Origin of the sequence: Noviherbaspirillum sp. Root189 (assembly GCF_001428545.1) — a bacterium.
In the GTDB taxonomy this organism is placed as follows: Bacteria; Pseudomonadota; Gammaproteobacteria; order Burkholderiales; family Burkholderiaceae_D; genus Noviherbaspirillum.
This window is the reverse complement of the sequence record NZ_LMHZ01000025.1, coordinates 1-18,963: the sequence shown is the minus strand read 5'-3', so window position 1 is coordinate 18,963 and position 18,963 is coordinate 1. Positions and strand designations below refer to the sequence as shown.

At 54.9% G+C, this 18,963-nt stretch carries 18 protein-coding genes; 10 read left to right on the top strand and 8 right to left on the bottom strand.

Annotation, left to right across the window (positions count from 1 at the left end; all coding sequences use genetic code 11):
* Nucleotides 1-10: 10 nt before the first annotated feature.
* From ASE07_RS16230 to ASE07_RS16215, 4 genes are read right to left on the bottom strand one after another with little or no spacing between them, the layout of a single operon-like run.
* Nucleotides 11-2,047 (bottom strand): sodium:solute symporter family protein, encoded by a 2,037-nt coding sequence (locus ASE07_RS16230; protein WP_057291881.1) that lies wholly within the window; start codon nucleotides 2,045-2,047, stop codon nucleotides 11-13.
* On the bottom strand, nucleotides 2,037-2,312 hold the full coding sequence (locus ASE07_RS16225; RefSeq protein WP_057291880.1) for a DUF4212 domain-containing protein: 276 nt from the start codon (nucleotides 2,310-2,312) through the stop codon (nucleotides 2,037-2,039). Before ASE07_RS16225 ends, ASE07_RS16230 begins: the two co-directional genes overlap by 11 nt.
* Entirely contained in the window at nucleotides 2,312-3,862 is a 1,551-nt protein-coding gene (locus ASE07_RS16220; RefSeq protein ID WP_057291879.1) for a sensor histidine kinase, read from the bottom strand. The genes ASE07_RS16225 and ASE07_RS16220 overlap by 1 nt, the downstream gene beginning before the upstream one ends.
* An 8-nt stretch (nucleotides 3,863-3,870) precedes the next feature.
* Nucleotides 3,871-4,572: a response regulator gene (locus ASE07_RS16215; protein ID WP_057291878.1), complete on the bottom strand. Its 702-nt coding sequence runs from the start codon at nucleotides 4,570-4,572 to the stop codon at nucleotides 3,871-3,873.
* Nucleotides 4,573-4,880: 308 nt separating this feature from the next.
* On the opposite strand from ASE07_RS16215, the gene recA reads away from it, so the two are divergent.
* The 9 genes from recA to ASE07_RS16170 all read left to right on the top strand — a co-directional run bounded on the left by recA (nucleotide 4,881) and on the right by ASE07_RS16170 (nucleotide 13,838).
* Nucleotides 4,881-5,951: a recombinase RecA gene (recA, locus tag ASE07_RS16210; RefSeq protein ID WP_057291877.1), complete on the top strand. Its 1,071-nt coding sequence runs from the start codon at nucleotides 4,881-4,883 to the stop codon at nucleotides 5,949-5,951.
* Between the two features lie 295 nt (nucleotides 5,952-6,246).
* Nucleotides 6,247-6,708, top strand: a complete 462-nt coding sequence (gene recX / locus ASE07_RS16205; RefSeq protein WP_057291876.1) for a recombination regulator RecX — start codon at nucleotides 6,247-6,249, stop codon at nucleotides 6,706-6,708.
* Between the two features lie 303 nt (nucleotides 6,709-7,011).
* Nucleotides 7,012-7,593 carry a DUF2889 domain-containing protein gene (locus ASE07_RS16200; RefSeq protein WP_057291875.1) on the top strand — a complete coding sequence of 194 codons (582 nt, stop codon included), beginning with the start codon at nucleotides 7,012-7,014 and terminating at the stop codon, nucleotides 7,591-7,593.
* Between the two features lie 44 nt (nucleotides 7,594-7,637).
* Nucleotides 7,638-8,804, top strand: coding sequence for an ADP-forming succinate--CoA ligase subunit beta (gene sucC / locus ASE07_RS16195; protein ID WP_057291874.1), 1,167 nt, complete (start codon nucleotides 7,638-7,640; stop codon nucleotides 8,802-8,804).
* Nucleotides 8,805-8,818: 14 nt separating this feature from the next.
* The gene (sucD, locus tag ASE07_RS16190; RefSeq protein ID WP_057291873.1) at nucleotides 8,819-9,700 is read left to right on the top strand and encodes a succinate--CoA ligase subunit alpha; all 882 of its coding nucleotides are present in this window, start codon (nucleotides 8,819-8,821) and stop codon (nucleotides 9,698-9,700) included.
* A 178-nt stretch (nucleotides 9,701-9,878) separates the two neighbouring features.
* Nucleotides 9,879-10,688 carry a Stp1/IreP family PP2C-type Ser/Thr phosphatase gene (locus tag ASE07_RS16185; protein WP_057291872.1) on the top strand — a complete coding sequence of 270 codons (810 nt, stop codon included), beginning with the start codon at nucleotides 9,879-9,881 and terminating at the stop codon, nucleotides 10,686-10,688.
* A gap of 38 nt (nucleotides 10,689-10,726) precedes the next feature.
* The gene (locus ASE07_RS16180; RefSeq protein WP_057291871.1) at nucleotides 10,727-11,335 is read left to right on the top strand and encodes an FHA domain-containing protein; all 609 of its coding nucleotides are present in this window, start codon (nucleotides 10,727-10,729) and stop codon (nucleotides 11,333-11,335) included.
* Between the two features lie 241 nt (nucleotides 11,336-11,576).
* Complete coding sequence (locus ASE07_RS16175) at nucleotides 11,577-12,011, top strand: pilin (protein WP_327196056.1); 435 nt, start codon at nucleotides 11,577-11,579, stop codon at nucleotides 12,009-12,011.
* 66 nt (nucleotides 12,012-12,077) lie between these two features.
* A complete protein-coding gene (locus ASE07_RS16170) occupies nucleotides 12,078-13,838 on the top strand; it encodes a tetratricopeptide repeat protein (protein WP_156396691.1) in 1,761 nt (586 codons plus the stop codon).
* Between the two features lie 459 nt (nucleotides 13,839-14,297).
* Here the strand turns inward: ASE07_RS16170 and moaC are convergent, their stop codons facing one another.
* Complete coding sequence (gene moaC, locus ASE07_RS16165; RefSeq protein ID WP_057291868.1) at nucleotides 14,298-14,813, bottom strand: cyclic pyranopterin monophosphate synthase MoaC; 516 nt, start codon at nucleotides 14,811-14,813, stop codon at nucleotides 14,298-14,300.
* 137 nt (nucleotides 14,814-14,950) lie between these two features.
* Between moaC and ASE07_RS16160 the strand changes: the two genes are divergently transcribed.
* On the top strand, nucleotides 14,951-16,408 hold the full coding sequence (locus tag ASE07_RS16160) for a M48 family metalloprotease (RefSeq protein ID WP_235548495.1): 1,458 nt from the start codon (nucleotides 14,951-14,953) through the stop codon (nucleotides 16,406-16,408).
* A 174-nt stretch (nucleotides 16,409-16,582) separates the two neighbouring features.
* Here the strand turns inward: ASE07_RS16160 and ASE07_RS16155 are convergent, their stop codons facing one another.
* Genes ASE07_RS16155 through ASE07_RS16145 form a run of 3 tightly spaced genes read right to left on the bottom strand, consistent with a single transcriptional unit; the run spans nucleotide 16,583 to nucleotide 18,618 of the window.
* Nucleotides 16,583-17,191 carry a DUF2946 family protein gene (locus ASE07_RS16155; RefSeq protein ID WP_057291866.1) on the bottom strand — a complete coding sequence of 203 codons (609 nt, stop codon included), beginning with the start codon at nucleotides 17,189-17,191 and terminating at the stop codon, nucleotides 16,583-16,585.
* A 35-nt stretch (nucleotides 17,192-17,226) separates the two neighbouring features.
* The gene (locus tag ASE07_RS16150; protein WP_057291865.1) at nucleotides 17,227-18,180 is read right to left on the bottom strand and encodes a YheT family hydrolase; all 954 of its coding nucleotides are present in this window, start codon (nucleotides 18,178-18,180) and stop codon (nucleotides 17,227-17,229) included.
* Between the two features lie 6 nt (nucleotides 18,181-18,186).
* A complete protein-coding gene (locus ASE07_RS16145; protein ID WP_057291864.1) occupies nucleotides 18,187-18,618 on the bottom strand; it encodes a YybH family protein in 432 nt (143 codons plus the stop codon).
* Between the last annotated feature and the right edge of the window lie 345 nt (nucleotides 18,619-18,963).

The window sequence follows — 18,963 nt, the reverse complement described above, 5'->3', positions numbered from 1 at the left end:
CAACAGGCTGTCAAGGTGTGCGAATATGGTCCACCAAGGCGTCCGTGCCCCGATCCGGTGCACTGGTCAACAGGCTGACCAGTGCGATAGAGATGAAACCCGCAGGAACACCGAACACACCGGCCGAGATCGGCGCGATGCTGAACCACTGGTTCAGCGAGGAACCGCCGAGTGCAGGGTAGGTGCGGAGCATGTAAAACACGCATACGGCAAAACCGATCAGGATGCCGGCAATGGCACCTTGCTGGTTCGCCCGCTTCCAGAAAACGCCCAAAACAAGGGCGGGAAACAGTGTCGATGCTGCGAGCGAGAACGCGGCGCCGACCATTGAAAGAATATCGCCCGGTTTCAGGGATGCCGCGTAGGCCGCAATCAGGGCGACAACCAGCAACAGCAACTTGGAAATCGTCACGCGCTTCTGCGTCGATGCCATGGGATCCACGGTCTTGTAGTAGATATCATGAGACAGCGCATTCGAAATAGTGAGCAGCAGGCCATCCGCTGTAGACAATGCCGCCGCCAGTCCGCCTGCCGCCACCAGGCCGGAAATCACATAGGGCAAGCCAGCGATCTCCGGCGTCGCAAGTACGACAATATCGCCATCCATGACGATCTCGGCTAGCTGCACTATGCCGTCGCGATTCAGGTCGGTGATCGACACCAGCGGATTGATCTTGTCCACGCTGGCCCAATACGAGACCCAGGACGGCAGTTTTGAGAATGGTGTGCCGACCAGGGAACTGTAGATGTCGTACTTCACAAGGACCGCGAGGGCCGGTACGGTGATATACAGCAACATGATGAAGAATAAGGTCCAGAATACCGAGCGCCGCGCCTGAGGCACCGAGGGCGTCGTGTAAAAGCGGACCAGGATATGGGGCAGGGCAGCCGTTCCCATCATCAGGCAAAGGACAAGGGCGAGAAAGTTATTGCGTTTGGTGTCGGACGCTTCCTTGGTCTTTCCCGGAAAAGGGGTTTCATGCGCGACGACAGGTTCCGCCCGCGCGAGGTTCTGGGCTTTCGCCTCGTGCCATTTGCGGTCGGCCTCTATCGGATCTTTCGGATAGGCGGCGAGCATCCTGCTTGCTGCCTTGATTTCGATCAGCGACGCATTACTGCGCTTGAGATCTTCGACATGGTGCTGCATATCGATCAAGCCTTCTTCCCAGGACTTGGGCAGGTTTTTCAGCATGTCATCGTATTTTTCCGCACGACGCTGAAAAATATCGCGCACCTGTTGCTCCATCGGATCGGCGTTAAGCTCCTTTTCGCGTTCGCTGAGTTTGGACAGGGCCGAGCCGTAGGCCAGTTGCGGAACCGGAACGTTTGTATGTTTCACCGACAGCCATATGACCGGGATCATGTAGGCAATGATGATGATGATGTATTGCGCGACCTGCGTCCATGTGATCGCCCGCATCCCGCCAAGGAAGGAACACACCAGGATGCTAGCCAGTCCAAGAAAAATACCGACCGAAAAATCCACGCCGGTAAAGCGGGATGTAATGAGTCCGACGCCATAGATCTGCGCGACCACGTAGGTAAAGGACACCAGCACGGTGGCGATGACGGCCAGCACGCGCACGATATTTCCACTGTAGCGGCCGGCATAGCGGGCCGCAAGAAAATCCGGAATGGTGTATTGCCCGAACTTGTTGATGAACGGCGCAATCAGCAGCGCAACCAGGCAATAGCCGCCGGTCCAGCCAAGAATGTAGGCCAAACCATCGAAACCCATGACATAGAGGCCGCCCGCAAGGCTGATGAAGCTTGCGGCCGACATCCAGTCAGCCGCAGTGGCCATGCCATTGAACATCGGCGGCACGCGTCGTCCGGCGACGTAATATTCGGACACATCAGAGGTGCGGCTGAGAACGCCGATGCCCGCATACAGCACGATGGTCGAAAACATGAACATGTAGCCGATCCATGCGCGCGGAAAGCCTTCCTTCTCCAGGATGGACAAGGAAATCAGAAACACGATGAAGCCCGCTGTGTACCAGGTGTAATAGCTGATGAGGCGGCGATAGAACGGCTTATTCGACATGGGGAGGCTCGTCGTTGAGCAGTTTGTCCAGGCGTGTCATGTACTGCATGTAGACGATAACAATAAGGAGATAGAACACGGTCAGGCCTTGCCCCGCCATGTAGAAAGAAAACGGCCAGCCGAGAATGCTGAATCCGGATAACTCGCGCGCGAAGAAAATCATCCCGAAGGTCATGAAAAACCAGAGTCCGATCAGCAGCAGGGTGAAGCGCTGTACGCGACGCCAGTACAACCTGCGGCGTTGCAGGAGTTGTTGAGAATCCATCAGCCTATGTCCTCGATAAAATCCGGGCGCTGCGCCATGCGCAGCGTGACACGGAACAGGCTACCGGGATGCCTGGGATCCTGGGAATGCGGATTATTGAAAATGTCGACTGTCGCCCCGTGTTGCTGCGCGATTTCGCGCACGATGGCCAGGCCCAGGCCGCTACCTTCCACGTTGCTTCCCAGGATGCGATAAAAGCGTTCGAAAACATGCCCCCGCTCCGCCGAAGGAATGCCGGGGCCGGTATCTTCGACTTCCAGGATTGCCTGTTCTTCCGTCACATTGGTGCGCACCCGCACGGTGACGTGGCCGTCCTGCGGCGTATAACGCAGCGCATTGTCGATCAGGTTGCTGAGCAATTCCCGCAGCATCATCGAATTTCCCATCACCATCACAGGGTGCCCCGGCTGTTCGAAACCGAGGTCAATCCTTTCTGAAAAGGATTGCGGCACCCAGTCATGCACAACATTACGCGCCAATTCCGACAGCTCGAGCGGTGCAAAAGGCTTGGTTTCCGGCGTCTGATTCTCCGCGCGAGCCAGTGCCAGCAGCTGGTTCACAAGTCGGGTGGCGCTTTCCGAGCTTTTCGACAGCTGTTCGAGCGAGCGGTGAATTTCCTCCTGACGCGTTTCACGCAGAGCCAGCTCGGACTGCATGCGCATGCCCGCCAGCGGTGTTTTCATCTGATGGGCAGCATCGGCGATGAAACGCTTTTGCATTTCGATACTTTGCGAAAGGCGGGCCAGCATCTCGTTGAGCGAACGAACCAGCGGCGAGATCTCTTCCGGTACCTGGCCCGAATCGATCGGACTCAGGTCATCCGGACGCCGCGCACGAATCTTTTGCTGCAATTCGGCCAGCGGCGACAAACCGCGAGACAGGGCAAACCATACCAGCGCAAGCGCAATCGGCAGAATGATGAACTGCGGAAGAATCACACCCTTGATGATTTCATTGGCGAGCTGCGTGCGCTTATCCAGGGTTTCCGCTACCTGTATGAGGACGACATTGGATTCTTTTGTTTTGGGATTGCTGTTGCGCGAACGGCGCAGGTCGATATAGACATAAGCGACCCGGACGTCGACGCCGCGAACGATGTCATTGCGGAACTTGACCGAACCGGCAGGGGGCTTTTCCTCGTCGACCGGCATGGGCAATTCGTCATCGCCGTCGATGAATTCGCCCAGCGGCCCGCTGACCTGGAAATAGATATTGTCGATGTCGTCGGCGCGCAAAATATCGCGTGCCGATCCTGGCAGGTGGGTCACGATCTTGCCGTTGACTTCCTTGACCTGCTGGGCAACCACAATCACATTGTCGTCCAGTGCGCGATCGAAAGGATGGTTGGCAATCGATTTGGCAACCAGATAGGTAATGGCGATACTCATCGGCCATAGAAGCAGGAGCGGCACCAGCATCCAGTCCAGGATTTCACCGAACAGCGAGCGCTGTATGCGTTCCTCCGGCTGGGTAGCGACTGCTCCGTAAGCGGTGGGCGGGGGTGATTCCGAGGCGGGCTCGGCGCCGGCCTTACGACGGGAGTCGGTCATGAGCGAGGTCAGCTTGATGCTGGCGCTCCCTGTGCAGCGGCATCGGAAAATTTTTCAAGGCAATAGCCCAGTCCACGGACTGTGGCAATCCGGACGCCGCCGACTTCTATTTTCTTGCGCAGGCGATGGACGTAGACTTCGATGGCATTGTTGCTGACTTCTTCCCCCCATTCGCACAGGTGGTCGACCAGTTGTTCCTTGGATACCAGACGGCCGGTACGTTGCAGCAGTACCTCCAGCAGGCCGAGTTCACGCGCAGACAGATCCAGCATCTGTTCATTCATATAAGCAATTCGTCCAACCTGGTCATACGACAACGGGCCATGCTTGATGACTGTCGGACCTCCACCGGCACCGCGTCGCGTCAGCGCCCGTACGCGCGCTTCCAGTTCCGACAAGGCGAACGGTTTTGCCATAAAGTCATCCGCGCCAAGATCCAGTCCCTTCACGCGCTGCTCGACGGAGTCGCCGGCGGTCAAAATTAGAACAGGCAGGCGGGAATTGCGGGCGCGCAGGCGCCTTAGCACTTCCAGTCCCGGCATCTTTGGCAAGCCAAGATCGAGGATCAGCAGGTCGAAATCCTGGGTCGACAGGGCAGAATCTGCTTCCAGCCCGTTCTTCACGCAATCCGTCGCGTAACCGGACTGTCGCAGCGAACGGGTAAGGCCATCGGCTAGTACACTGTCGTCTTCGGCAAGGAGGATGCGCATAGGAGTCAAACCGCAGTTAGGGTTAATAAGTAAGTCTATTGCCTTTCATCAATAGCAGCAAGGCAACGATTTCCTAACCGCGCAACTGCTACTGAATTAATACACGCTTTACAGCGGTCCGATTTTGGAGCCTGTCCATCCCGATACTTTGCACTCTAGTACCATCTTAATAAAGATTGTCGTCAATGGAAAATGATGCTTGCATCAATCACTGTTTTTTTATACAGTATGCCTTGTGACGTTGAAAGGCGCCTCCAGATGGAAGACTCGCCAATCACTTAATAACCAACCGTCGAAAGAATACCGTTATGGACGAAAAGAAAGCAGCGCAAAATCCCGAAAAGAGCAAGGCACTTGCGGCGGCGCTGGCGCAGATTGAAAAGCAGTTTGGCAAGGGTTCCGTGATGCGCATGGTGGACGGCGCGGTTGCGGAAGAAGTGCAGGTTGTGTCGACGGGTTCCCTGGGCCTGGATATCGCTCTCGGCGTCGGTGGTCTGCCGCGTGGCCGTGTAGTGGAAATCTACGGCCCGGAATCCTCGGGTAAAACGACACTGACTCTGCAAGCCATCGCAGAAATGCAAAAAATCGGCGGCACCTGCGCATTTATCGATGCTGAGCACGCACTGGACGTCGGGTATGCACAGAAGCTTGGGGTGAACCTGTCTGAGTTGCTGATTTCGCAGCCAGATACCGGCGAACAGGCACTGGAAATCTGCGATGCGCTGGTACGTTCCGGCAGTGTGGACCTGGTGGTCGTCGACTCCGTGGCAGCCCTGACGCCGCGCGCTGAAATCGAAGGCGACATGGGTGATTCCCTGCCAGGTTTGCAGGCACGTCTGATGTCCCAGGCGCTGCGTAAACTGACCGGCAGCATCAACCGCACCAATACGCTGGTGATCTTCATTAACCAGATCCGTATGAAGATCGGCGTTATGTTCGGCAACCCGGAAACGACTACCGGTGGTAATGCGCTCAAGTTCTACGCGTCCGTGCGTCTGGACATTCGCCGTACCGGCTCGATCAAGTCCGGCGATGAAGTCATCGGTAACGAAACCAAGGTCAAAGTCGTCAAGAACAAGGTTGCTCCTCCGTTCCGCGAAGCGCACTTCGACATTCTTTATGGCGAAGGCACATCCCGTGAAGGTGAAATCCTTGACCTCGGTTCGGAAGCGAAGATCGTGGAAAAGGCCGGCGCCTGGTACAGCTATAACGGCGAACGTATTGGCCAGGGCAAGGACAATGCGCGTAACTTCCTGAAAGAGCATCCGCAATTGGCGCGTGAGATCGAAAACAAGGTGCGTGCATCGCTTGGCGTTCCCGAATTGCCACCCGGACAGGCAGTGCCGGCAGCAACGGCATCCGCAACCGATTCCGAGTAAGGTCCGGTCAACATCGGTACAAGCGGGCAGGTGCCGTTGGCCTGCTCCGCGCATCATCTACTAGTTTTGTATTAGCTTACTTCACGTGAAAGAGCCCGCGCCGGAAGCCGGAATATTTCACCAGGATGAATGTGAGGGCATCGCAACTTGCAACTTAAGAATGTCACGCGAGTGACATGCCTTCATCGAATACTCGGCGACATGTATGCATGCCCTGTGGGTCGCGAGCCGCAGGACGATACGTTCCCGGACTCCGGTTTTACGGAGGCTGGTGATAATTTTCAAGTGACACACCATGGCAAAGTTGCAAATGAGCCTGAAGGCGCGGGCTCTGAAGTATTTATCCACACGTGAGCACAGTCGGCTTGAGCTTGGCCGCAAATTGTCCCGCTACGCGCAGGAAAGCGACGATGTCGAAGCATTGCTCGACTGGCTTGAAGCTTCCAAATTCCTTTCCCAAACCCGTTTTTCCGAATCCCTCGTGCATCGTCGAGCCTCCCGCTTTGGCAATACACGCATCCTTTCCGAATTGCAGACCCACGGCATAGCTGGCGAAGCACTCAGCGACATTAAGGCGACACTCTCTCAGGACGAAGCATCACGTGCCACTGAAGTCTGGCGCAAGCGTTTTAAGCAGCCCCCGGTTGACGCTGCCGAGCGGGCCAAACAAATGCGATTCCTCCAGCAGCGTGGTTTTTCGCACTCAGCGATTCAGACGGCGATTCGTCGGGCCGAAGCCGATGAAGACCCATCCTGAATGCGGTCTTTAATTCCGTTGCTGTTATAACAAAACAGAAGATCAAGAAATAAAATTCTTGAATGTCTTTAGAGAATGTCTGCAGGTCGCCCATAAATTTCTTGTTGTACACGTACTTTCTAGCCATATAAGCATTTCCGTCCCTTTTTCATGCATGGAAATGTCGCGATGGCTATGCGCCAATGACCTGTGCTACACTTTCGTGGTTTTTGCAGCGCCGCATGAGCGGCTGCTGTCGTAGAAACTGCGACAGCGACACGCAAATGCGGCTTTTATTTTGCCGCTTCACAGGCATTGGTCTTTATGCCCTTATCTCCGCCGTCCTCACGCCGTGCCCTCAAGCACACCCGCGCAATCCAGATCGAAGCTTTCGCACGCGACGACGGTTTGTGGGACATCGACGCGCACATTTCAGACACCAAGACACGCGATAGCAAGCTGGCTTCAGGCATACGCCCTGCGGGTGAGCCAATCCACAGTCTCTGGCTGCGCCTTACCATTGATCTCCAGTTAAATGTCGTTGATGCTGAAGCGGTGTCCGACGCGGTGCCGTATCCCGGACATTGCGACACCATTGGCCCCGACTATAAAAAACTGATCGGCCTGAACCTGATGAAAGGTTTCCGTGACGGCGTCAAACAACGTTTGTCCGGCACCAATGGTTGCACGCATCTGACCGAACTGGCGCAGGTTTTGCCGACTGCTGCGATTCAGGCCTTCGCAGGCGATGTCTTCGATACCCGCGACGGTGCCGCGACCGATGAGCAGGCACACAAGCCATTCCAACTCGACCGCTGCCATGCACTGCGCACTGACGGCGAAGCGGTTGCCAAGTATTACCCGCGCTGGGCGGTTAAACCACAAGCAGTATCCGAATCCAGTTAATTCCAACAAGGTTATTTTTACTAAGCGTCTGAAGGGAAGCTCGCATGAAAATCCATGAGTATCAGGGCAAAGAAATCCTCCGTAAGTACGGAGTGACGGTTCCGCGCGGTATCCCGTGCTTTTCCGTTGAAGAAGCGGTCAAGGCGGCCGAAACTCTTGGAGGCCCGGTGTGGGTCGTCAAGGCTCAGATCCACGCGGGCGGCCGCGGCAAGGGCGGCGGCGTCAAGGTTGCCAAGTCGCTCGAGCAAGTCAAGGAATACGCGGAAGCGATCATGGGTATGCAGCTCGTCACGCACCAGACCGGTCCGGAAGGCCAGAAGGTCCGTCGCCTGCTGATCGAAGATGGCGCAGACATCAAGAAGGAACTGTACGTCAGTATGGTGACCGACCGTACCAGCCAGCGCGTCGTCCTGATGGCCTCCAGCGAAGGCGGTATGGACATCGAAGAAGTCGCCGAGAAGCACCCTGAACTCATCCACAAGGTCGTCATCGATCCGGCAACCGGTCTGACCGATGCCGACGCCGACTCGATCTCCGCCAAGATCGGTGTGCCGGCCGGCTCGATCGCCGACGCACGCAAGCAGCTGCAAGGCCTGTACAAAGCCTACTGGGAAACCGATTCCTCGCTGGCCGAAATCAACCCGCTGATCCTGACCGGCGACGGCAAGGTCATCGCCCTCGACGCCAAGTTCAACTTCGACTCCAACGCGCTGTTCCGTCAGCCCGAGATCGTCGCCATGCGTGACCTCGACGAAGAAGATCCGGCTGAAGTGGAAGCATCGAAGTTCGACCTCGCCTACATCTCCCTCGACGGCAACATCGGCTGCCTCGTGAACGGCGCAGGCCTGGCAATGGCCACGATGGACACCATCAAACTGTTCGGCGGCGAGCCGGCCAACTTCCTCGACGTCGGCGGCGGCGCCACGGCAGAGAAGGTGACCGAAGCATTCAAGATCATGCTGAAGAACCCGGGCCTCAAGGCCATCCTGGTCAACATCTTCGGCGGCATCATGCGCTGCGACGTGATCGCCGAAGGCGTGATCACCGCATCCAAGGCCGTTTCCCTCAAGGTGCCGCTCGTCGTGCGCATGAAGGGTACCAACGAAGACCTCGGCAAGAAGATGCTGGCCGACTCCGGCCTGCCGATCATCTCGGCCGACACGATGGAAGAAGCCGCGCAGAAAGTCGTTGCTGCGGCCAACGGTAAATAATCGAGGGAAGATAAATGTCGATTCTGATCAATAAAGACACCAAAGTCATCACGCAAGGCATCACCGGCAAGACCGGCCAGTTCCACACCCGCATGTGCCGCGACTATGCTAACGGCAAGAACGCGTTCGTCGCCGGCGTAAACCCGAAAAAGGCTGGCGAAGATTTCGAAGGCATCCCCATTTTCGCGAACGTCAAGGAAGCGAAAGACCAGACCGGTGCAACTGTCTCGGTGATCTACGTTCCGCCCGCAGGCGCCGCTGCCGCGATCTGGGAAGCGGTTGAAGCCGAACTCGATCTCGCCATCTGCATCACCGAAGGCATCCCGGTCCGTGACATGCTGGCACTGAAGGACCGCATGGCAAAAGCCGGCAGCAAGACGCTGCTGCTCGGACCGAACTGCCCGGGCCTGATCACGCCGGACGAAATCAAGATCGGCATCATGCCGGGCCACATCCACAAGAAGGGCCGTATCGGCGTGGTATCCCGTTCCGGCACACTGACCTATGAAGCAGTCGGCCAGCTGACCGCACTGGGCCTGGGCCAGTCTTCCGCAGTCGGTATCGGCGGCGACCCGATCAACGGTCTGAAGCACATCGACGTCATGCGCATGTTCAACGACGATCCGGACACCGACGCCGTCATCATGATCGGCGAAATCGGCGGTCCTGACGAAGCTAACGCAGCACGCTGGATCAAGGACAACATGAAGAAGCCAGTGATTGGCTTCATCGCCGGCGTCACCGCTCCTCCGGGCAAGCGTATGGGCCATGCCGGTGCGTTGATTTCCGGTGGCGACGACACTGCGCAAGCCAAGCTCGACATCATGGCAGCATGCGGTATCACCGTGACCAAGAATCCGTCGGAAATGGCGAAGCTGTTGAAAGCTGCGCTGTAATTCAGTAATTGACTCAAACTTCCGGCTCCGGCCGGTAAATTAGATCAGGTACCTGCGGGGAGCTTCGGCTCCCCGTTTTTCTTTGCCGAGCGGATATTCCATCGATCTCCGCAGACTACTGAGTTGATCAGCACCTTGCATTACCGCCAATATATTGTCGCCCACGTATAATCGCCCCATGGCACACAAGCTCGAACTCGAATTCGCTGGAAAGACCGATACCGGAATGGTGCGATCGCATAATGAAGACGCGATCCATATCAATCCGGAATACGGCTTTGCCATTCTGGCGGACGGGATGGGAGGATATAACGCCGGAGAGGTGGCAAGCTCGATGGCTGTTGAGGTAACACGGCAGGCTCTTGAAACCGGGCTCAGTCACCTTTCCGGCCGCAAGCGTGATCAGCGCTTACACCAGTTAGTCACTGAGGCAATCCAGCGCGCGAATACCGCCGTCATCACCGCGGCGCAGGATAATGTTCAATATGACGGTATGGGCACCACCATCGTCGCGGCGCTCTTCCATGGCAATAAATTAACGGTCGCCCATGTCGGCGATTCGCGTGCCTACCGAATGCGACAAGGCGAGCTGGTCCAGATCACCCGTGACCATTCCCTGGTGCAGGAGCAGATCGATGCCGGACTGGTTGATCCAGCGTGGGCTCCTTACGCGCAGAACCGTAACCTGGTGACCCGTGCCGTTGGCGTCGATCCGGGAATGCAGGTGGAACTCCACGAGCACCAGGTGGAGGAGGGCGATCTCTACCTAATTTGTTCCGATGGGCTTTCCGACATGTTAGGGGCAAACGAATTTCATGAAATCATCGAGAAGTCTGGCGCAGAACTTCCCACTTTATGCGAAGCCCTAATTCAACGGGCAAACGCCAACGGTGGCCATGACAACATTTCCGTCATCCTGGCGAAGGTCGGAAGACTTCCGCAGCTAAAAAGTGGAATCCTGAGTCGACTGCTGCACTGGAAGTCGTAATCTGCTAATAAGATATTTGCATTGCAGCCGGAGAAAGTGTGCCAAGAATTATTCTGTCATTGGGTAAAAAGATCCTGTGGGAACTCACTCTCGTGCAACAGCGCACGACCATCGGACGCGCCCCGCACAATGATGTCGTCATTGATCACCCCGCTATCAGCGCCGAGCACGCGATGATAGGTATTGGCCAGGACGGTGCTTTTCTGGAAGACCTGAACAGCACCAACGGCACCCAGATCAACGGCCAACCGATACGGAAGCATTTCTTGCAGGACCGCGATGTTGTTAATCTTGCTAAATACCAGATTCGCTATCTTGCGGAGGATGACAGCGTTCAGCCTGACGAAAACTTGTCGCAAAATATAACTAATCGACTCAACGACGGACCGATCGCCAAAGTCGAGATTCTCCATGATCAGTTCAGGAAAAAAGAAATTCCTCTTATAAAACCACTAACGACGATTGGCTTGCCTGGCGCTTATGTCGTTGTTATCAAACACGATGTGGCCGGGTACATGGTGAGTCGGATGGAAGGCAGCCAAGCGCCTTCCATCAATGGACGACAACTTGGGCCGAAACCAGAAATATTGAAACATGGTGATTTGATTAATGTTTCCAGTATTGAAATGCGGTTTTGTCTGGCTTAGGGCGAGGCTTGCTTACCCCAACTAAAAAAGTGCAGAGCTACTAAGCCCTATCCTAAATACCTAAAACTGGCACATCTAGACAAGAATTGACAAAAATTGTCAGTTGAAGCGACATGGCCACATGTTGAATGTGACGATTTTTGTTCCTTTTCAACATTTTCATCGATATTTCCTGCTGGCACAGCCCTTGCGATACGAAAGACATGGCAGACGATCTGTCTACTTTCAAAGGGAGAAAATTATGAAATCGATGAAAATGAATTCTATGAAAATGGTGCAGACAGCTCAGCGCGGCTTTACGCTGATTGAATTGATGATTGTTGTAGCGATCATCGGTATTCTTGCCGCTGTTGCGCTGCCTGCCTATCAAGACTATACAATTCGTGCACGTGTGTCTGAAGGGCTCAGCTTAGCTTCTTCTGCTAAGGTGGCAGTGGCCGAGACATTCCAAACTAATGGCACATTTTCATCCGCGACTTCCGGTTGGACCGCACCAAGTGCAACAACAAACGTCGCCAGTATCACACTGGCTGACAGTGGCATCATCACTGTCTCGTACACATCGGCAGCGGGCTCTTCTTCACTGACTCTCAGTCCTAGCCTGACAGCCGGCGAGCCGGTCACATGGACTTGCTCCGGTAGTCCTGCCAAATTCATGCCTGCAAACTGCCGCTAATAAAATAAAAAGGTTTTAAAGCAGAGCACGCCCCTTTCGAGGGGCGTCTTATTTTTAGGGTAAGAAATGCAAAACACCAAGACGAGCTTGACAGTCATTTGTGTGATCGTCTCGATTAGCACTGTATTTGCGTATTGGCCAGCCTTATACAACGGTTTTGTATGGGACGATAAAATATTCTTATTCAAGCCGGAATATTTAGATCCTAATAGCTGGTGGGATATCTTGACGTCGCCTTTTGACGTTTCGGTTAACTATTTTCGACCATTAGTCTTACTGTCCTATATTGGAGAGCTATACTTTTTAGGCCTCCAACCATTTTCTTTTCATGCGACAAATTTAACCCTACATGTTTTAAATACTATTCTAGTAATCTTGCTTGTGTGGCATGTCTTAAGCCTCCAGCAGGACATTACATTAAGTAGACGTAAAATTGTGTCGCTACTCGCTGGGCTCATGTATGGATTGCATCCTGCGACAGTTGAGGCCACGGCATGGATCTCAGGTAGATTCGACTTGATGTTGACGTTTTTTTCATTGGCACTGCTATACGCCGATGCGAAAATTGAGAAAGTGGCTATCCGTGTTATCGTTGTTGGCTTACTATTTTTGTTGGCAGCCTTGTCTAAAGAAATGGCTGCTGCGATGGGGGTCGTTTTGCCCTTCTGGCACCTCGCAATGCGGCGACATCAAGTTACTTCAATAAGGGGCTATTTAAACAGCATAAAGCTTAACGGCGATCTCTACGTTTATACGGCTATCATTGCAGCAGGTCTGGTCTATTTAATTTGCCGGTATTCTGCACTTGGTTATCTTTATTTGCCTGATTCGCCTTTAGACGTTGGTACACCAATTCAACGTCTCTTGCTAGTTGGGAAGTCCGTCGGCTGGTATGGGTTGATTGGACTTATGCCTTTTATTACCCTATCACCAATTCATTACGAGCAGTTTCCAATCACCTTGAACGACCCGCTTGCGTGGGTGGCAATCGCTACCATTCTATGGGTTGGTGTTCGAACAATTCAAGGTATTCGAAGTGGAAATTTCCAACTATGGTATTGGGTCGCTGCCTTCTGTTCGATGCTCCCTGTTATTAACGTCATTCCGCTTACTATCGGGGACAGTATCGTTCATGAACGTTTTCTGCAATATCCTCTTGCAATGATTGCAATTGCTGGAGCGGTATTTACTGCGCGCATACGCCCCATCGACGATAAAGGCCGGAAAATTGTTTATGGTGCTCTTGTTGTGTCCGTACTCGCATTGTGCCTTGCTAACGTTAGAGTAACAGCAGCCGTTTGGCATGATAACGTTAGCCTCTGGTATTGGACGGCATTAAAAAACCCCGATTCAGCAATTGCAGTCGGCAATTTGGCAGCAGCTTACAAAGATGCTGGCCAAGCTGAGATTAGTCTTGAATATGGTCTCAAAAGTTTATTGGCTGCTCCTAAACATGCTAACGGATGGATCATAGTCGGAAATAGTTTGTCTGAACTTGGATTGCCGGAGCGGGCAGAGCCGTATTTGCGTACAGGCGCAGTCATGAAGCCAAACGATCCATTTGCGATTAACAACCTCGGTGCAGTTCTTATAAAACTGCGCCGATATGACGAGGCGGAATCCGTTCTTCAAGATGGCCTGAAGATCGCCCCACAAAATCGAATGCTCAACCGTAATCTTGGCATCTTGTATCTTCGGACCGAAAAGAAAGACATGGCGTTAAAGCATTTCAAGATTGCTTACGCATATCTGTCCTATGAAGATCTTGTTAAAGATTTGACTCTACAAACGGCGAAGGCGGAATCAAGCAATACTCAACGTAAATGAAATGGAAATTGAACGCGATAAATCAATACATTAGACTAGTGTGGTGTCATTGAAATAACTTTACAAAGCCGCTGAATCTTTTGGAGTATGGATTCGGCGGTTGCAATCCAAACAAAGGGTCACGGCAAAGTGTTGTACTGCTCAACAAAGCTGTCGATCTTGCGTGTTAGCGCGGTAAGGTTTTGAATGAATTGCGTTTCAACGCTCTTGCTTGAGCAGGTGAACCCAGCGTTAGAATTGAAATTGATTAAGCTAAGAACTGTAGGCAGATAGGTAGCGCACATGTTAGCGAGGACGTTAGGAAGACAGGCATGTACTTTGGGGTGATCGTGCGAGGTGGAGTTATTGACTACCAAGTGCATATCCAGCAACGCCGGACGTTATTATCGATATAGCTAGGGACGACAAAACTCCTGATGCCGATGGCGTTGTAACGGCCCATTGAAAATCTGTAATAGCTTATATGTCCGTAGTCCAATAACCTGACTTTCCGCCTTGCTTTACCAGTACCTGCACATTCGTCATTACCATGCCCCGATCCACGGCTTTGCACATATCGTAAATCGTTAAAAGTCCAACTTGTACGGCCGTCAACGCTTCCATTTCGACCCCTGTCTTACCATGTGTTTCAACGCGGGCCGTACAATCTATTGAAGAATTCGGATTGTCGAAAACGAAATCCACCGACACCTTCGTCAGCGCCAACGGATGACACAACGGAATCAAATCACTCGTCTTCTTCGCCCCCATAATCGCCGCAATCCGCGCAATCCCCAGCACGTCTCCCTTCTTCGCCGTCCCCGACTGAATAATCACCAGCGTTTCCGGCTTCATCCGTATCGTCCCAGTCGCAACCGCGACGCGATGCGTCTCGTCCTTCCCGCCGACATCGACCATATGCGCCTGTCCGGTTGCATCGAAGTGCGTCAGCCCACCGTTGTCGTTCGGGCCATCCTTGTGTTCTTTTGTGTCCATAGGTAACAAACTTGATTCCGTAGTGAAGAGGATTCCTGTCGAGGTATCATAGCACCGTGAAATCGAAATTTTTCTTTCCAAAACGATACCGGTTGGCACGTTCGGTGATGGCAGTGACGCTGGCGGCGTCCATTGGCATGCCGACGGCCTGGTTTCCTGTTGCTGCACATGGCCAGAATCTGCCCAGCCTCGGCGATACCGAACGGGAAGCGCTGTCGCCGTTAATGGAACGCAAGCTCGGTGAACAGATCATGCGGGAAATCCGGCGCGATCGTGACTTTCTGGATGACGATCCGGTGTCGGAGTACCTGAACAATTTCGGCGCAACCCTGTTGGCTGTCCAGCCGGAGGCGCGCGGCGAAGCGCTCTACGACTTTGAGTTTTTTGCAGTCCGGGATCCGATGTTGAATGCGTTCGCCTTGCCTGGTGGTTTTATTGGCGTGCATTCCGCCCTGGTGCTTGCGGCGCAGAACGAATCGGAGCTGGCATCGGTCATGGCGCATGAAGTCGGCCACGTGGCGCAGCGGCATATCGCGCGGATGCTGGGCAAGCAGAAGCAGGATGCCTTGATTCCGCTGGCGGCGGTGTTGCTCGCTGCGTTGGCGGCGCGATCCAGTCCCGATACCTCGGCTGCCTTGATGATGGGCGGGCAGGGCATTGCGATTCAACGGCAGCTCAATTTCAGCCGGGATGCAGAACGCGAAGCCGACCGCGTCGGCCTGCAGATCCTGCGTGATGCCGGCTACGATACATCGGGAATGATCGCCTTTTTTGGGCGGATGCAGAATGCCACGCGGTCGTATACGGACTCCGCGCCTGCTTATCTGCGATCGCACCCGCTGACCACCGAACGGATGGCCGACATTGAAGCCCGTACGCGTGGCCAACGTTATAAACAACGTGCAGACAGTATCGATTTCCATCTGATCCGCGCACGCTTACGCGTCCTGCAAGATCTATCCCCGCAAGGTTTGCGCATTGCATCGGAAGCGTTTAATAACCAGCTGCAGTTGAAGACGCGTATGCAAGTCATGGGCGCAAAATATGGCCAGGCGGTGATCGCCCTCCGACAAGGCAACGTGCCCAAGGCGCAGAGTCTGCTGCAGGAAACCTACGCGGCTGCGCAGGGCGCAGGAGCGCCGGTCCAAAGCCCGGTGCTCGCCAGTTTAACCATTGACGTCAAACTGGCCGCCAACGATGTCAATGGCGCGTTGAAGGAAGCGGATGCGGCACGATCGAAGTTCCCCATATCACGAGGCATCGCCCGGCAATATGCCGACGCGTTGATGCGTGCGGGGCGCAATAACGATGCGGTTGACTACCTGCGCGACCAGGTTCAGCTCTACCGTAGCGATGCCAAACTGCAGGACAAGCTCGCCCAGGCATATGCAGCACAAGGCAGACAGGCACTGCAACATCTGGCGCTTGCCGAAGCCTATGCAATCAATGGCGCCATGCCGGCCGCGATTGATCAGCTTGGTATTGCGCGCCGTTCGCCGGACGCCTCGTTCTACGATCAGGCTGTCATCGATGCGCGTGAACGGGAATTGAAAGCACGGTGGATGGAAGAAATGAAGGAAGCCCGCGAGCGCTAGAGCGGATTTCATCAGGACAAGGCGCGCGAAGTGCCGTGTGGCGGGCCACACAAGCGACAAGCAACGCCGTCCTGCGCGTCAAGGCGGACCGAGGCGACAGTACACACGATGGAATCCGCTCTAGGAGCGCTGGCGATGTTGAACTAATTCAATTCGGCTATCTGATACCTGCGATCAAGCCGATGCCGCATCGGGCTGCGGCGCCGTCACGAAACGGAAACGCTCGGCGAGCGCTTCCCGCCTGATGTAACCAACATCGATGCGGCCGCCGGCATAGTCGAAATTAAGTTTGCCAGACTTGCCTTCGCCTTCAATCCAGGCAAGCAATTGCTCATCGCCGACGGGGCCGCCATCCAGCTGCAATTGCGGCAGACATTGCGCCATGTCGCGATCGTCCACCAGCGCAATCTTTTCTCCGCTGCGCAGTACCAGCTGGCCGCCTTCGGTAAGCCATGCTTCGTTAATCGTCGCGAGCGGATCCCCTGTTTGCAGCAGGAAGCCTTGCGCCGGATCGGTACGGGCGATATAGGGAGTCGCTTCAAGATTCACATAGACGCGTTGCGGTCCGTTCTGGAAATACCAGCGCCCCTTGTCGTCATGCGTGTAATTGCGATTGATAAAACCCAGCAGCGCGGCATTGGCAATCTTGTCGCCGGGAAGCTGTAAGGTCTGCGCGCGTTCATCCCGCATGCGCCATACGCCACGGGCATCCAGGCCAAGCCAGCCATAGCAATGCGGCACGTTCGGCCATTTTGCCATTGCCTGTTTGACGATTTCATCCATGTCTCGCTCCTTTCGATGGCGGTGCAGTGGTCACGCTAGGCCGCTTGCAGAAAGTCGATCACGCGCCGGGGCAGCCAATCGAGCTTGCCGGGCGGCCCGCCAACGGCAAAGCCGACGTGGCCGCCATGTTCAGGATACTCGAGCGTGACGCTGGGCGATGCCGATTGTGGCAAATGATGTGCAGGAAGGAAGGGATCGTTCTTTGCATTCAGCACCAGGGTCGGCACGGTAATGTCCGACAATACGTGTTTGGCGCTGGCACGATGCCAGTAGTCATCGGTATCACGAAAGCCGTGCAATGGCGCCGTCACGATATTGTCGAATTCGTAAAGATTGCGCGCACGAAGCATCGTGTCTTTATCAAACAGACCGGGAAACTGCAGCAGCTTCTGTACGCATTTCGGCTTGAGCGTTTCAAGGAAGACGCGGGTGTAAATCATGTTAAAGCCACGCGACAACGCAGCACCACCGCCAGCCAGGTCGAGCGGTGCCGAGACGGCGCAGGCGGCGTCGACAATCCTGGCCAGATGTTGCGATTCGCCCAGCCAGCGCAACAGCGCATTGCCGCCGAGCGATACCCCGGTCGCATAGAATTTTGCCCCCGGATGCGCTGTACTGCGCATGGCGTGCAGACGCCGGATGATCCACTCGACTTCGCTCGCATCGCCGGAATGATAGAAGCGGGGCGCATGGTTCAGCTCGCCCGAGCAACCGCGAAAATGCGGCACCGCCCCGGACCAGCCCAGTGCGGCAACCTGCGCCATCAGCGCGCGGGCGTAGTGGCTATCCGACGAGCCTTCCAAGCCATGAAACAGTACGACGAAGGGCTGTCCCGGTTTGCCGTCGACGAAGTCGATGTCGATAAAATCGCCGTCCGGCGTGGGCCAGCGTTCGCGTCGATACGCAACCTTCGGCTTGGGGATGCATTTCGCCGGATAGATGGTTTGCAGGTGGCCGCCGGGAAGCCACGAAGGAGCGGTGTATTGCATGTCGAATCAGTGCAGCAGCGCGCTCACGGAAATATCGCTCGGTGCCTCGCCGGGTACGACCGATGCATGATGGGTCACGATGCGCCATCCCGCATGCGTCTTGACGTAGACATTGGTCGCGAGGATATGGATGTCCTGCTGCCGCGACACGGTGCGATGGACTTCCTCGATGATGTTGTGCACCGAGGTCATCATGTTTTGTGTCACATGCAGTTGCACCGGGCGGATATGGACCCCGCCCTGTTCAAAAATCGATTCCCACGCGGCACGGATCGATGCATGGCCGACCAGGCGCGGAGCGCCGGGATGGATGCAGACGATGTCTTCCTCATCTGCCCACAACGCCATGACGGCATCGACGTCGGCACGGCTGATGGCTTCATAAAATGCCGCTTCGGTTTCTTCGGGTGTTTCCAGAATCTTATTGAAATTAGACATAGTATGTCGTTGTCCTTTCCGGTCGGAATGATGGACTGCAATCGATGTGAAAGAGCATGGGCCGGAACAGAACAGTATAGAGCAATGGCTTGCATCGGCGGGGCGTGCCGCGGCATAACTCTGTAGTACTGCAATAGTGCGACGCTGCAACACCGCAGAATGGCAAACAAAATGGGAAACAGGGAAGAGCGCGACAGACGGTGAGAAAGTGCCTGTCGCCCCATTGAAGATCAGGTAACGGGCTTATACCAATCCCAACCCATAACGCACCATGAGATCGCGTCTTTTTCTGCCTGCCGGCGTTGCACTCGTCGTCAATAGCCCGCTATTGACTCCTCCTGCGCC

Excerpts from the sequence above, each read along its gene's own strand:
- ASE07_RS16170 (WP_156396691.1), top strand. The coding sequence starts at position 12,078 with ATGCAAAACACCAAGACGAGCTTGACAGTCATTTGTGTGATCGTCTCG.
- ASE07_RS16215 (WP_057291878.1), bottom strand. The coding sequence starts at position 4,572 with ATGCGCATCCTCCTTGCCGAAGACGACAGTGTACTAGCCGATGGCCTT.
- ASE07_RS16155 (WP_057291866.1), bottom strand. The coding sequence starts at position 17,191 with ATGGATGAAATCGTCAAACAGGCAATGGCAAAATGGCCGAACGTGCCG.
- recA (WP_057291877.1), top strand. The coding sequence starts at position 4,881 with ATGGACGAAAAGAAAGCAGCGCAAAATCCCGAAAAGAGCAAGGCACTT.
- recX (WP_057291876.1), top strand. The coding sequence starts at position 6,247 with ATGGCAAAGTTGCAAATGAGCCTGAAGGCGCGGGCTCTGAAGTATTTA.
- ASE07_RS16175 (WP_327196056.1), top strand. The coding sequence starts at position 11,577 with ATGAAATCGATGAAAATGAATTCTATGAAAATGGTGCAGACAGCTCAG.
- ASE07_RS16150 (WP_057291865.1), bottom strand. The coding sequence starts at position 18,180 with ATGCAATACACCGCTCCTTCGTGGCTTCCCGGCGGCCACCTGCAAACC.
- ASE07_RS16200 (WP_057291875.1), top strand. The coding sequence starts at position 7,012 with ATGCCCTTATCTCCGCCGTCCTCACGCCGTGCCCTCAAGCACACCCGC.
- sucD (WP_057291873.1), top strand. The coding sequence starts at position 8,819 with ATGTCGATTCTGATCAATAAAGACACCAAAGTCATCACGCAAGGCATC.
- ASE07_RS16230 (WP_057291881.1), bottom strand. The coding sequence starts at position 2,047 with ATGTCGAATAAGCCGTTCTATCGCCGCCTCATCAGCTATTACACCTGG.
- ASE07_RS16145 (WP_057291864.1), bottom strand. The coding sequence starts at position 18,618 with ATGTCTAATTTCAATAAGATTCTGGAAACACCCGAAGAAACCGAAGCG.
- ASE07_RS16220 (WP_057291879.1), bottom strand. The coding sequence starts at position 3,862 with ATGACCGACTCCCGTCGTAAGGCCGGCGCCGAGCCCGCCTCGGAATCA.
- ASE07_RS16225 (WP_057291880.1), bottom strand. The coding sequence starts at position 2,312 with ATGGATTCTCAACAACTCCTGCAACGCCGCAGGTTGTACTGGCGTCGC.
- moaC (WP_057291868.1), bottom strand. The coding sequence starts at position 14,813 with ATGGACACAAAAGAACACAAGGATGGCCCGAACGACAACGGTGGGCTG.
- ASE07_RS16185 (WP_057291872.1), top strand. The coding sequence starts at position 9,879 with ATGGCACACAAGCTCGAACTCGAATTCGCTGGAAAGACCGATACCGGA.
- sucC (WP_057291874.1), top strand. The coding sequence starts at position 7,638 with ATGAAAATCCATGAGTATCAGGGCAAAGAAATCCTCCGTAAGTACGGA.
- ASE07_RS16160 (WP_235548495.1), top strand. The coding sequence starts at position 14,951 with ATGCCGACGGCCTGGTTTCCTGTTGCTGCACATGGCCAGAATCTGCCC.